Origin of the sequence: Bordetella sp., assembly GCF_051960075.1 — a bacterium.
GTDB lineage: Bacteria > Pseudomonadota > Gammaproteobacteria > Burkholderiales > Burkholderiaceae_B > Bordetella.
This window is the reverse complement of sequence record NZ_JBQCER010000047.1, coordinates 1-12,021: the sequence shown is the minus strand read 5'-3', so window position 1 is coordinate 12,021 and position 12,021 is coordinate 1. Positions and strand designations below refer to the sequence as shown.

Here is a 12,021-nt window from a genome sequence, read left to right as displayed (position 1 = left end):
TTTTACGCAGCCGGCGTGACCGCCGATAGCGGCAGGCGCGATTGCTTCAGGCTGCGCAGCACGAAGCCCGATTTGCTGTGGCGGATGCCGGGGATGCGGTAGAGTCTTTCGCGCAGCAGCCGTTCGTAGTCGCGCGTGTCGCGCACGGCGATGCGGATGATGTAGTCGTAGTCGCCCGACACCAAGAAGGCCTCGAGCACTTCGGGAATCTCGGCCAGCGCGCGGCCGAACTCGTACAGCGTGGCGTCGCTGTGGCTCTCGAGCGTGACGTGCACGATGACCGTGTCCATGAAGCCCAGCGCTTCGGGCGAAATGTCGGCCGTGTAGCCGCGGATCACGCCCTCGCGTTCCATGCGCTTGATGCGGTTCCAGCAGGGCGTGGCAGACAGCCCTACGGCCGTGCCGATGTCGTTGAGGCTGGCGCGGGCATCGTCCTGCAAAACCTTGAGGATGGCCAGGTCGAATTTGTCTAGGTGCATTTTCTTTTAAATCAAATAATTAAAGATAAATTTACTTGATGTCTGGCAATATCAGAGAAAATAAGACAAAAATTCTTCCATTTGACCGATAAGATGGTTGCCATGAACGACCGTCTCCCCGCCCCCCTTCTGGCCGCCCTGGATCAGGCCGCCTGCGACGATTCCCCGACTGCCGAGCTGTCCGACAACGGCGCGCGGCGCCTGCTCGACACGCTGATCGCCTGCGGCGTCGATACCGTGTTCGGCTATCCCGGCGGTGCTGTGCTGCCGCTGTACGACGCCTTGCATGCCGAGCCGCGCATCCGTCATGTGCTGGTGCGCCACGAGCAGGCCGCCGTGCACGCGGCCGAAGGCTACGCGCGCACCACCGGCAAACCGGGCGTGGTGTTCGTCACCTCGGGTCCCGGCATGGCCAACACCACGTCCGGCCTGCTCGATGCCTGGTGCGACTCGATCCCCGTGCTATGCGTGAGCGGCCAGGTGTCGACCGCCGCGATCGGCACCGATGCCTTCCAGGAGTGCGATGCGCTGGGCATTTCGCGCTCGGTGACCAAATGGAATGTGCAGATTCGCGATGTGCGCGACGTGGCCGACGTCGCGGCGCGCGCCTATACCTTGACGCAACAGGGCCGGCCCGGCCCGGTGCTGGTGGATTTTCCCAAGGATGTGCAGCTGGCTGTCGAGGCCTCGCAGGGTTTGGAGGACGCACCGCGCACGGCTACGCTGAGCGCGCAGCGCCAGGCAGGCAAGCGCGAGCACCGCATCCCGCAGGGCACAGTGCAGCGCGCCGTGGAGCTGATCGCGCAGGCGCGCCGGCCCGTGTTCTACGGCGGCGGCGGGTTGATCAATGCGGGTCCCGAGGCTTGCGCGGCGTTCACTGAACTGGTGCGGACCACGGGAGCGCCCTGCACGCTGACCTTGATGGGCCTGGGCGCCTTTCCGGCCAGCGATCCCCAATTCGTGGGCATGCTGGGCATGCATGGCACGCTCGAGGCCAATCTGGCCATGCACCAGGCCGATCTGGTGGTATGCGTGGGCGCGCGCTTCGACGACCGCATCACCGGCAAACTGGCCGAGTTCTGCCCGCACGCGCGCAAGATCCATCTGGACATCGATCCGGCATCGATCAACAAGGTGGTGCGGGTGGATGTGGCCCTGGTGGGCGATGCCCTGCCCCTGGTGCAAGCGCTGCACCAGGGCCTGAGCCGGCATGACCTGCCGGTCGCGCGTCTGAACGACTGGTGGTCGCGCATCGAAGGCTGGCGCGCGCGGCGCTGCCTGGACTACGCGGAAAGCGCCGAGGCCATCCTGCCGCAGCATCTGATGAGCCGGCTCAATGCCGCGCTGGCCGGGCGCGATGCCATCGTGTCCACCGACGTAGGCCAGCACCAGATGTGGGCCGCGCAATATCTGCGCTTCGACCGCCCCAATCGCTGGCTCACGTCGGGTGGCGCGGGCACCATGGGCTACGGCCTGCCCGCCGCCATCGGGGCGCAGATCGCGCACCCCGAATCGACGGTGGTGTGCGTGAGCGGCGATGCGTCGGTGCTCATGAACATCCAGGAGCTGGCTACCGCGACGCAGCATCGCGCGCCGGTCAAAGTCGTGCTGTGCAACAACGGCTATATGGGCATGGTGCGCCAATGGCAGGAGCTGATCCACGGCGGTCGCTACAGCCACAGCTACAACGAGGCCCTGCCCGATTTCGTGGCGCTGGCCCGCGCGTTCGGCTGGCAGGCCGAGCGGGTGAGCGATCCGGCGCAGCTGGACGCGGCGCTGGCGCGCTGCCTGGCGTATCCCGGCCCGTATTTCCTGGATGCGGTCGTCATGGCGCAGGAGAATTGCTTTCCCATGATTCCGGCCGGAGGCGGGCACAACCGCGTCATGCTGGCCGAAGGACGCTGGCACGAAGAATAGGTAACAGGTAAGACGGGACGCACGTGACATTGACTTGTCACATGTGCGGCGTAGACTGAGTTTCTGAAAATGAAAACGTTTTCAGTCAGGCATTCAACTCAGGTCTCGATCCGTGCCCCGTAAAGCCGCCAACCGCTCGTCCATCGTCGAGGTCGCCCGCAAGGCGGGTGTTTCTCCCGCGACGGTGTCGCGCGCATTCAACCAGCCCGAGCTGCTCAAGCCGGCTACGCTGGCACATATCAAGGCGGTGGTGCGCAACGACGGCTTTCGGCCCAATCGCGTGGGCCGCAGCCTGCGCGCCGGCAGTACGCGCACCATCGGTCTGCTGTTGCCGACGCTGAGCAACCCCGTCTTCGCCGAATGCTTCGAAGGGGCCGAGCGGCATGCGCGCGAGGCGGGCTACAGCGTGATGATGGCGACCACGGGCTACGTGCCCGAGGTCGAGGCCAAGGCGGTGCAAGCTTTTCTCGATCATCAGATCGACGGGCTCATCCTCACCGTCGGCACGCCGGTGCGCAACGCGGCGCTGGCGATGCTGCAGGCGGTCGATATGCCGCACATGCTGGTCTACAACGAGTCCGGCAAACATCCTTTCGTGTCGGTTGACAATCGCGGCGCGGCGCGCGACATGATGCAGGACCTAGCGGCGCTGGGCCATCGGCGCATCGCCGTGGTCACCGGCCCGCTGTCCGAATCCGATCGCGCGCGCCGGCGTCTGGCCGGCGCGCGTGAACAAGCGGCGCAACAGGGCCTGGGCGAGGTCGCGCACTGGGTCATGCCGGCGCATACCGCCGCCAGCCGCGACATTCTGCAGGACGCGTTGCGCAGCCCGAATGCGCCCACGGCGCTGTTCTGCTCCAACGACCTGTTGGCTGCCTCGACGATCACGCATCTGGTGGCGATGGGGTATGCCGTACCGCGCGATATTTCCGTGTGCGGCTTCGACGGCACGGCCATGGGAACGCTGATGGTGCCGCCGCTGACGTCGGTGGAACAACCCAGCAGGCAGATCGGCGCCACGGCCTGCGCGCAATTGCTGACCCGCCTGCAAGGGGGCCAAACCCGTTCGGTGCGCTTGTCGCACCGGATTCTCCAGGGCGGCACGGTCGCCGCGCCGCCCACTTCCACTCGTACCGCGAGGAGTAAGACCCCATGAAACGCATGATCAACATTGCGCTGCGCGGCGCGCTGATCGCCTTGGCGATCGGCTCCGCTTCGGCCCAGGCCGCCGAGACGGCCATCTGCTACAACTGCCCGCCGGAATGGGCCGATTGGGCCGGCCAGATCAAGGCCATCAAACAGGCCACCGGCGTCGTCGTTCCGCCGGACAACAAGAATTCGGGCCAGGCCCTGGCCGCGATCGCCGCCGAGAAAGGCAACCCCGTTGCCGACGTGACTTACCTGGGCGTGACCTTCGGCATCCAGGCCGCCAAGCAAGGTCTGGTGCAGTCGTACAAACCCGCGCATTGGGACGACATTCCCGCCGGCCTGAAAGACCCCGACGGCAAGTGGTTCGCTATTCATTCGGGCACCATGGGCTTCATGGTCAACGTGGCTGCGCTACGCGGCAAGCCTGTGCCCAAGTCGTGGGCCGACCTGCTCAAGCCCGAATACAAAGGCCTGATCGGCTATCTGGATCCGGCGTCGGCCTTTGTGGGCTATGTGGGCGCCGTGGCAGTCAACCGCGCGCTGGGCGGCACGCTGGACAACTTCACGCCCGCCATCGAGTGGTTCAAGAAGCTGCAGGCCAACCAGCCCATCGTGCCCAAGCAGACGGCGTATGCGCGGGTGCTATCGGGCGAGATCCCCATTTTGCTCGACTACGACTTCGACGCCTATCGCGCCAAGTACACCGACGGGGCCAACGTCGCTTTCGTGATTCCCGCCGAAGGCACGATAACCGTGCCATACGTGATGTCCATGGTCGCCAACGCCCCGCACCCGGCCGCCGCTCACAAGGTGCTGGACTTCGTGCTGTCGGACAAAGGCCAGGCGCTGTGGGCCAACGCCTATCTGCGTCCGGTGCGCGCCAGCGCGATCTCGCCCGAGGCGCAGAAGAAGTTCCTGCCCGCGAGCGAGTATGCGCGCGCCGGTACGGTGGACTATCAGAAGATGGCCGACGTCGAGCGCGCCTTCTCCGATCGCTACGCCAAGGAAGTGCACTGACATGCAGCGCCGCGGATGGCTCGTCTTTGCCGCGCCGGCCGCGGCGCTGTTTCTGGCTTTCTGGCTGTTGCCCATGGTCGAGCTGGCGCTGCTAGGCGCCAGTCCGATCCATGGCCGATCGGCCTATATAGCCGTGGTGACCGCGCCGCGTTATTGGCGCAGTCTTTTCAACACTGTGACCCTGTCGTTGGCGGCGATGGCGGGCACTTTGCTTATTTCGCTGCCGGTCGGGCGTTTCCTGGCCTGGCACCGCGAGTTCCCCGGCCGCCGCGTGCTGGTGGGACTTCTGATGTTCCCGCTCTCCTTTCCCGGGGTGGTGGTGGGTTTTCTGATCATTCTGCTGGCCGGCCGCCAAGGCGTGATCAATCAGCTCTCGCAATGGCTCACGGGCGACACGCTGGTGTTCGCCTACAACATGGGCGGGCTGTTCCTGGGTTATCTCTATTTTTCGCTGCCTCGCACGATAGGCGTGATCGAGGCAGCGGCCATGCAGCTGGACGCCAGCCTGCTCGAAGCCGCCCGCACGCTGGGCGCTTCGCCCTGGCGGCGTTTTGCCGATATCGAACTACCCGCGCTGCGGTCTGCGCTGATCGGGGCGGGCGCCATGAGCTTCGCCACCAATATGGGCGCGTTCGGCACGGTGTTCACGCTGGGCACCAACATCGACGTGCTGCCGATGACCATTTACAACGAGTTCACCAATTACGCCGACATTCCGGTCGCGGCGGCCCTTTCCATCGTGCTGGGCCTGGCGACCTGGGTAGTGCTGTTCGTCGCACACAGCCTGGCCGGCTCGAACGATAGAGGGGCGGGCGCATGATGATGTGCATTCCCCGTCTCACGCTGCATGGTCTTCGATGCCCCGACGCAAGGCATGCATCGCCCGGCTTGATTCTGCTCGGCGCCGGGTTCGGGAGGCACTATGAGTAATCTGCATTCGAAGACCGATACCCGCCTGGGCCTGGCCATTACGTTGGCCGTGGCGGCTTTTCTCATCGGCCCCGTGGTGCTGTCGATATTGGCCGGCCTCACGAAGAACTACTTCGTGGGTATCTCCAGCGGCCTTACCTTGCGCTGGGTGGGTCAGGTATTGGACTTGTACGACGGCACCATCTGGCGCTCGCTGATCGTTGCCGCGCTGACGCTGGCCGTCTGTCTGCTGGCCGGCGTGCCGGCCGCCTGGGTGCTGACGCTGCATCGCGGCCGTCTGGCACGCGCGTTCGAGGAGCTCCTGACGCTGCCGGTGGCCGTGCCGGGTCTGGCCACGGCGCTGGCGCTGATCATCTCCTGGGGCATGGTGCACGGTTTGCGCACCAGCACCTTGTTCATCGTGATCGGCCATGTGCTGTTCACGCTGCCCTTCATGGTGCGCTCGGCGCGCGCCAGCATGACGGGGGCGGGCCTGGCGGTGCTGGACGAAGCGGCTGCCACGCTGGGCGCCTCGCGCCTGCAGCGTTTTCTGACCATCGTGGTGCCCAACGCCCGACCCGGGATCCTCACCGGCGGCCTGACGGTGCTGACGCTGTCCATCGGCGAATTCAACCTGACCTGGCTGCTGCATACGCCGCTTACCCAGACCCTGCCCGTGGGCCTGGCCGACAGCTACGCCTCGATGCGGCTGGAAGTGGCTTCGGCCTATACCCTGGTGTTCCTGCTGATGCTGATGCCGCTGCTGGTGGGCCTGCAGTGGCTGGCCGGGCTGGACGCGCGCCGCGCCGCTGCGGGCAGGCGCGCCTGAAAAAGAAACGCGATCGACGATGTCATCTCATATGAACAAGACCTCCATCACCCTGCGCGAATGCGCCAAGACTTGGCCGGACGGCACGCGCGCCCTGCAGCCTCTGGACTTGCGCGTCGAAGGCGGCGAGATCCTCGCGCTGCTGGGCCCTTCGGGTTGCGGCAAAACGACCTTGCTGCGCCTTATCTGCGGACTTGAACAGAGCGACGCGGGCGGCAAGATCTTCTACGGCCAGGAGGACGTCACGCAACTGCCGCCCGAGCAGCGCGGCGCCGGCGTGGTGTTTCAGAGCTATGCATTGTTTCCCAATATGAGCGTGGCCGACAACGTCGCCTATGGCCTGCGCGTGCGCGGCCAGGACGCCGCGAGCCGCAAGCGGCGCGCGATGGAGATGCTGGCGCTGGTGCGCATGCAGGATTTCGCCGAGCGCAACGTCACGCAGCTGTCGGGCGGCCAGCGTCAGCGCGTGGCCCTGGCCCGCGCCCTGGCCATCGAGCCGCGCGTGCTGCTGCTCGACGAGCCGCTGACGGCGCTCGACGCCAAGCTGCGCGAGCACCTGCGCGTGGAGCTGGCGCAGATGCTGCGCGAGTTGAGCATCACTACCGTCATCGTCACGCACGATCAGGACGAAGCCATGATGCTGGGCGACCGTATCGCCGTGATGTCGGCCGGCCGCATCGAACAGATCGGAACGGCCGAGACGTTGTACCGCCAGCCGGCCACCGACTTCGTGGGCGAGTTCCTGGGCACCTTGTGCCATGTGCGCGCCGTCGTGGAGAACGGCCTGCTGGCGCCGGGAGCGAGCGAGCTGGCGTTCCGGCCGCACCATGCCGTGCTGCTGACCCCGCAGCCGCGCGCGCTGCAGGCACGCGTGCTGGCGCGCTTTTTCCTGGGCGATACGGTGCGCTACGAGCTCGCACTGCCCGACGATCAGCGCTTCTCGGCCGTAGCGCCCGCCGACAGCATCCATCAGGCCGGCGATAAAGTGAGCGTCAAGCTCGTTCAAGCGTAGGGCCTGTCGACGCTAAAACCCGGCGCTTTCGATTTCTTGTCACCTCATTTCAGGACGCATGCCATGCTCATCGCCCAGATTTCCGATATGCATATCCGCATGCCCGGGCAAAAGGCCTACCGCGTGGTCGAGACCGACCGCTATCTGCCGCCCGCCGTGCAAACTCTCAACGCTTTGGATCCGCTGCCCGACGGGGTCATTGTCAGCGGCGATCTGACCGATTTCGGCCGGCCCGCCGAATACGCGCATCTGCGCAGCATGCTCGACGGCCTGCGCATGCCCTACTACCTGCTGGCCGGCAATCACGACGAGCGCTTGCAATTGGCGCAATCGTTCGATCACCTGCCTTATCTGCAAGGAACCGGCGAGTTTCTGCAATACACGATCGAAGACTTGGCGGTGCGCCTGATCATGCTCGACACCGTGGTGCCCAAGGCCAGCCACGGCGAACTGTGCGAGCGCCGCCTGGCCTGGCTGGCCGACCGCCTGGCCGAGCAGCCGACCCGGCCGACGCTTCTGGCCATGCATCACCCGCCTTTTGCCACGGGCATCGGGCACATGGACGAGATTGGTCTATTGCGCGGCGCGCAGGCTCTCGAGGCACTGGTGGCGCGTTATCCGAATATCGAGCGCATTGTGTGCGGTCATCTGCATCGCACGATCTTTCGCCGCTTCGGCGGCACGGTGGTTTCCACTTGCCCGAGCCCCGCGCACCAGGTGGTGCTGGACCTGCGGCCCCAGGGGCCTTCTGCCTTTGCCATGGAACCGCCGGGCCTGCACCTGCATCACTGGTGCGACGGCGCGCTCAATACGCATCATGCCTACGTCGGCGATTATCCGGGTCCCTATCCCTTTCACGAAGACGGCGCCTTGATCGACGACTAGGCGAGCGGTGCGCCTTGCGACAAGCCGCGATGGCGCGCCAGGCCACACGCTCAGCCGTGCGCGCGTTCCCAGAGAATGTCGGTATTGGCGGCCAGCGCCTTGTGCATCATCTCGAGCAGCGGAAAGGCCCGCTGGCGCAGCGTGACCTTGGCGTGGCGGTGATCGATTTCGTCGTCGTCGGGCATGGGCGCGGGCGATGCGTGCACGGCGGCCTCCAGGCCGGCGATGGCAGCGGGCAGCTGTTCATGCGTGAAGACGCCCAGAGCCGGGAAATCACCGCCGATCGCTTTGCCGGCGGCGCGCAGCAGCGGCGCGGCATCGTCTACGCGCATCATGACATCGGCAGCGGCTTTGGAATGAAAAGTAATGAACATAGAAAATTCCTTTGCAGAAGGATTTATCCATAACGCTACTCTAAGCCAGCTCTGGGCGCCAGTCTGAGGCTCCGCAACGATTCACGGTTATGATTCAGCGTATTTCCCAATGCGATTTACCTCATGCTCCTCGAGCAACAGCAACGACTCATTTCTCTGATCCAGGCCGCCGTTGCGCGCCTTGTTCCTGACGCGCAGCCGAACGTTCAGCTCGAGCGTCCCAAAGTCGCCGCGCACGGCGACATTGCCACCAACGTCGCCATGCAACTGGCCAAGCCGGCCAGGCGCAATCCGCGCGAGCTGGCGCAGGCGCTGGTCGATGCCCTCATGGCCGAACCGGCGGCGCGCGATCTGATCGAGTCCGCCGAAATCGCCGGCCCCGGCTTCATCAATCTGCGGCTGACGGCCTCGGCCCGCCAGGCCGTGATCGCCGCCGTGTCCTCGCAGGGCGAGGCCTACGGCCGCGCTTCATCCACGGGCAAGAAGGTGCTGGTCGAGTTCGTTTCGGCCAACCCCACCGGCCCCCTGCACGTAGGCCATGCCCGCCAGGCTGCGTTGGGCGACGCCATCTGCCGTCTGTATCAAGCCAACGGCTGGGACGTGACCCGCGAGTTCTACTACAACGACGCCGGCAACCAGATCCACAATCTGGCCGTGAGTGTGCAGGCGCGTGCGCGCGGCATCGGCGTGGATGCGCCAGAATGGCCGGCCGACGGCTACAAAGGCGACTACATCGTCGACATCGCCAACGACTATGTCGCCCGCAGGTCGGTGCAGGCGGCCGATGGCCAGCCCGTTACCGCCAGCGGCAACATCGACGACCTCGAAGATATTCGCCGCTTTGCCGTGGCCTATCTTCGCCGCGAGCAGGACCTGGACCTGCAGGCGTTCGGCCTAGTCTTCGACAACTTTTATCTCGAAAGCTCGCTTTACACGTCGGGCCGCGTCGAAGAGACGGTCAAGACGCTCGTCGCCAAGGGCCACACCTACGAGCAGGACGGCGCGCTGTGGCTGCGCACGACCGGACTGGGCACCGGCGACGACAAAGACCGCGTGATGCGCAAGAGCGAGGGCGGCTACACCTATTTCGTGCCGGACGTGGCCTATCACAAGGCCAAGTGGGAGCGGGGTTTTCACCACGCGGTCGACATCCAGGGCAGCGATCACCACGGCACCGTGGCGCGCGTGCGCGCCGGCCTGCAGGGCCTGGAAGAGGGCATTCCCAAAGACTACCCCGCGTATGTGCTGCACAAGATGGTCAAGGTGATGCGCAACGGCGAGGAGGTCAAGATCTCCAAGCGCGCCGGCAGCTATGTCACCATGCGCGACCTGATCGACGACGTGGGACGCGATGCCGTGCGCTACTTCCTCATCCAGCGCCGCGCCGACACCGAGTTCGTGTTCGACATCGACCTGGCTTTGTCCAAGAGCAACGAGAACCCGGTCTATTACATTCAGTACGCTCATGCGCGCATTTGCACGATGATCGTCAATTCGGGCGCACAGGCGGCCGATATTGCCGCGGCCGACGCCGCGCTGCTTACCGCGCCCAGCGAGTTCGCGCTGATGCAGCGTCTGGCCGAATTTCCGGCCATGGTGGCGCAGGCCGCCCAGGAACTGGCGCCGCATCACGTGGCCTTCTGGTTGAACGATTGCGCGTCGGACCTGCATTCCTGGTATTCGGCCTGCCGCGTGCTGGTCGACGATACGGCCCTGAAGCTTGCCCGCCTGCGCCTGGCCGACGCCACGCGTCAGGTGCTGGCCAACGGCTTGGCGCTCCTGGGCGTCTCGGCGCCGCAGAGCATGTAATTCGAAGGCAGCGCCCCGTCAACGGACCTTGATCAGACTATATGGCCTCGCAACGCAAAGCTTCACGCTCTTCGGCAGGCAGCACGCTGTACGGCGTGCTGGCAGGTCTGCTGCTCGGACTGGCCATCGCGGCCGTCGTCGCCTTCTACGTGACGCGCGCGCCCATGCCTTTCGTCGACAAGGCTTCGCGGCAGCATGAGCCGGGCAAATTGCCCGACCTGAGCCAGGTCAATCCCAATCAAGGCCTGGCCGGGGGCACGGTCACAGTGCCGCCCGTCCCCGGCCCCAGCGACGCAGAAGACGCCGCCAGCAAGAAGGCGGACGACCTGGGAGCGCTGATCGCTTCTCTGCCTGCCGGCGACAAGCAGCCTGCTGCCGCGGCAACGCCGGCGCCGATGGCTGCCGCGTCGCCCTCGACTCCCTCGACTCCCGCCCCCGCCCCCGCGGCCAAGCCGGCCGTGTCGGCGCCTGCGCCAATCGTGTCGCTGCCGCCTGCGGCGGCGCCCAAACCCGCGCCCGCGACGGCTTCCGGCGAGGCTTATTTTCTGCAGGCCGGTGCCTACAAACAGTCCGCAGACGCCGAATCGGCGCGTGCGCGCATCCTGCTTCTGGGTCTGAAGGCCGTGGTGCAGCGCGCCGAGGTCAACGGCGTGCAGTGGTACCGGGTGCGGGTGGGCCCCTATGCCAAGCTCGATGACATGAACCGCGCCCGCGTCAAGCTGGCCGACAACAAGATCAAATCGACGATCGTGCGCCAGTAGTCCAGGCCGATTGAACTTACGGGCTCATGCCCTGGTCCTAATTTCGGGCTCGCCAACCTCACTTTTTAGGAAGACCCCACATCATGTCCCCTACGCAGGCCAGTTCATTTACCCGGCGCTCTTTCTTTGCCGCCACGGCCGCCCTCGCAGGCCTGGGTTTCGTTTCGGCCGGCCGGGCCCAGGACGCGCAGCTGCCTTACCGCCTGGTTTCCCCTCCCCAGCCTTCCGACACCCCGGGCAAGATCGAGGTGCTCGAGTTCTTCGCCTACAACTGCCCGCACTGCTTCCACATGGAACCCATGGTTCTGGACTGGATCAAGACCGCGCCCCAGGACGTGGTGTTCAAGCAGATTCCGGTGGCCTGGAACGCCAGCATGAAACCCATGCAGCAGCTCTATTACACGCTCAAGGCGATGAACCGCCTGGATCTGAGCCCCAAGGCGTTCGACGCCATCCACGTTCAGCATGTGCCTTTGTTCACCAAGGACGCGATGGTCGACTGGGCCGCCAAGCAGGGGCTGGACAAGGACAAGTTCGTGGCCGTGTTCGATTCTTTCGCGGTGCAAAACGACGTGAAGCGGGCCGACGAGCTCACCCAGATCTACAACGTCGACGGCACGCCGTCCTATTCCGTGGGCGGCAAATATCTGACTTCGCCGGTGCTGGCGGGCAACAGCTATGAAGGCGCGCTGAAAGAAGTCGACAAGCTGATTCCGATGGCGCGCGGCAAGTAATTAATTAATTGAGTCGCGCAAATAAAAGGCCGCATGGAGCGCTCCATGCGGCCTTTTTGTTGGTCTTGTCTTTCTTTCCCCGTCCCGTCAGGCGCGGCCGACCCCCCCCGCCTCCACTGGCCCGGGTTTGGCGCCCCCCACCCCAC

Annotated in this window: 12 protein-coding genes; 10 read left to right on the top strand and 2 right to left on the bottom strand. The window is 65.3% G+C overall.

Annotated elements, in window-relative coordinates:
• Positions 1-2 precede the first annotated feature (2 nt).
• Positions 3-479: an Lrp/AsnC family transcriptional regulator gene (locus ACTHJ1_RS05960; RefSeq protein WP_440189136.1), complete on the bottom strand. Its 477-nt coding sequence runs from the start codon at positions 477-479 to the stop codon at positions 3-5.
• 93 nt (positions 480-572) lie between these two features.
• Here ACTHJ1_RS05960 and ilvB point away from each other — a divergent pair, with 93 nt between their 5' ends.
• The 7 genes from ilvB (at position 573) to ACTHJ1_RS05925 (ending at position 8,197) form a co-directional block, all read left to right on the top strand.
• Positions 573-2,396, top strand: coding sequence for a biosynthetic-type acetolactate synthase large subunit (gene ilvB / locus ACTHJ1_RS05955; RefSeq protein ID WP_440189234.1), 1,824 nt, complete (start codon positions 573-575; stop codon positions 2,394-2,396).
• A gap of 112 nt (positions 2,397-2,508) precedes the next feature.
• A complete protein-coding gene (locus ACTHJ1_RS05950; protein WP_440189133.1) occupies positions 2,509-3,552 on the top strand; it encodes a LacI family DNA-binding transcriptional regulator in 1,044 nt (347 codons plus the stop codon).
• A 5-nt stretch (positions 3,553-3,557) separates the two neighbouring features.
• Positions 3,558-4,562 carry an ABC transporter substrate-binding protein gene (locus tag ACTHJ1_RS05945; protein WP_440189231.1) on the top strand — a complete coding sequence of 335 codons (1,005 nt, stop codon included), beginning with the start codon at positions 3,558-3,560 and terminating at the stop codon, positions 4,560-4,562.
• Between the two features lies 1 nt (position 4,563).
• Entirely contained in the window at positions 4,564-5,382 is an 819-nt protein-coding gene (locus ACTHJ1_RS05940; protein WP_440189130.1) for an ABC transporter permease, read from the top strand.
• Positions 5,383-5,484: 102 nt separating this feature from the next.
• Positions 5,485-6,300, top strand: coding sequence for an ABC transporter permease (locus ACTHJ1_RS05935; RefSeq protein WP_440189127.1), 816 nt, complete (start codon positions 5,485-5,487; stop codon positions 6,298-6,300).
• A 31-nt stretch (positions 6,301-6,331) separates the two neighbouring features.
• On the top strand, positions 6,332-7,312 hold the full coding sequence (locus ACTHJ1_RS05930) for an ABC transporter ATP-binding protein (RefSeq protein WP_440189124.1): 981 nt from the start codon (positions 6,332-6,334) through the stop codon (positions 7,310-7,312).
• 63 nt (positions 7,313-7,375) lie between these two features.
• Positions 7,376-8,197, top strand: a complete 822-nt coding sequence (locus tag ACTHJ1_RS05925) for a phosphodiesterase (RefSeq protein ID WP_440189121.1) — start codon at positions 7,376-7,378, stop codon at positions 8,195-8,197.
• 50 nt (positions 8,198-8,247) lie between these two features.
• On the opposite strand, the gene ACTHJ1_RS05920 is transcribed toward ACTHJ1_RS05925, so the two are convergent.
• Positions 8,248-8,571, bottom strand: coding sequence for a DUF1840 domain-containing protein (locus ACTHJ1_RS05920; protein WP_440189118.1), 324 nt, complete (start codon positions 8,569-8,571; stop codon positions 8,248-8,250).
• Between the two features lie 123 nt (positions 8,572-8,694).
• On the opposite strand from ACTHJ1_RS05920, the gene argS reads away from it, so the two are divergent.
• The 3 genes from argS to ACTHJ1_RS05905 all read left to right on the top strand — a co-directional run bounded on the left by argS (position 8,695) and on the right by ACTHJ1_RS05905 (position 11,875).
• Positions 8,695-10,380 (top strand): arginine--tRNA ligase, encoded by a 1,686-nt coding sequence (gene argS / locus ACTHJ1_RS05915; RefSeq protein ID WP_440189115.1) that lies wholly within the window; start codon positions 8,695-8,697, stop codon positions 10,378-10,380.
• 41 nt (positions 10,381-10,421) lie between these two features.
• Positions 10,422-11,141, top strand: a complete 720-nt coding sequence (locus ACTHJ1_RS05910; RefSeq protein ID WP_440189112.1) for an SPOR domain-containing protein — start codon at positions 10,422-10,424, stop codon at positions 11,139-11,141.
• A gap of 83 nt (positions 11,142-11,224) precedes the next feature.
• Positions 11,225-11,875 carry a thiol:disulfide interchange protein DsbA/DsbL gene (locus ACTHJ1_RS05905; protein ID WP_440189109.1) on the top strand — a complete coding sequence of 217 codons (651 nt, stop codon included), beginning with the start codon at positions 11,225-11,227 and terminating at the stop codon, positions 11,873-11,875.
• Positions 11,876-12,021: the final 146 nt, after the last annotated feature.

Excerpts from the sequence above, each read along its gene's own strand:
- ACTHJ1_RS05960 (WP_440189136.1), bottom strand. The coding sequence starts at position 479 with ATGCACCTAGACAAATTCGACCTGGCCATCCTCAAGGTTTTGCAGGAC.
- ilvB (WP_440189234.1), top strand. The coding sequence starts at position 573 with ATGGTTGCCATGAACGACCGTCTCCCCGCCCCCCTTCTGGCCGCCCTG.
- ACTHJ1_RS05945 (WP_440189231.1), top strand. The coding sequence starts at position 3,558 with ATGATCAACATTGCGCTGCGCGGCGCGCTGATCGCCTTGGCGATCGGC.
- ACTHJ1_RS05940 (WP_440189130.1), top strand. The coding sequence starts at position 4,564 with ATGCAGCGCCGCGGATGGCTCGTCTTTGCCGCGCCGGCCGCGGCGCTG.
- ACTHJ1_RS05935 (WP_440189127.1), top strand. The coding sequence starts at position 5,485 with ATGAGTAATCTGCATTCGAAGACCGATACCCGCCTGGGCCTGGCCATT.
- ACTHJ1_RS05930 (WP_440189124.1), top strand. The coding sequence starts at position 6,332 with ATGAACAAGACCTCCATCACCCTGCGCGAATGCGCCAAGACTTGGCCG.
- ACTHJ1_RS05925 (WP_440189121.1), top strand. The coding sequence starts at position 7,376 with ATGCTCATCGCCCAGATTTCCGATATGCATATCCGCATGCCCGGGCAA.
- ACTHJ1_RS05920 (WP_440189118.1), bottom strand. The coding sequence starts at position 8,571 with ATGTTCATTACTTTTCATTCCAAAGCCGCTGCCGATGTCATGATGCGC.
- argS (WP_440189115.1), top strand. The coding sequence starts at position 8,695 with ATGCTCCTCGAGCAACAGCAACGACTCATTTCTCTGATCCAGGCCGCC.
- ACTHJ1_RS05910 (WP_440189112.1), top strand. The coding sequence starts at position 10,422 with ATGGCCTCGCAACGCAAAGCTTCACGCTCTTCGGCAGGCAGCACGCTG.
- ACTHJ1_RS05905 (WP_440189109.1), top strand. The coding sequence starts at position 11,225 with ATGTCCCCTACGCAGGCCAGTTCATTTACCCGGCGCTCTTTCTTTGCC.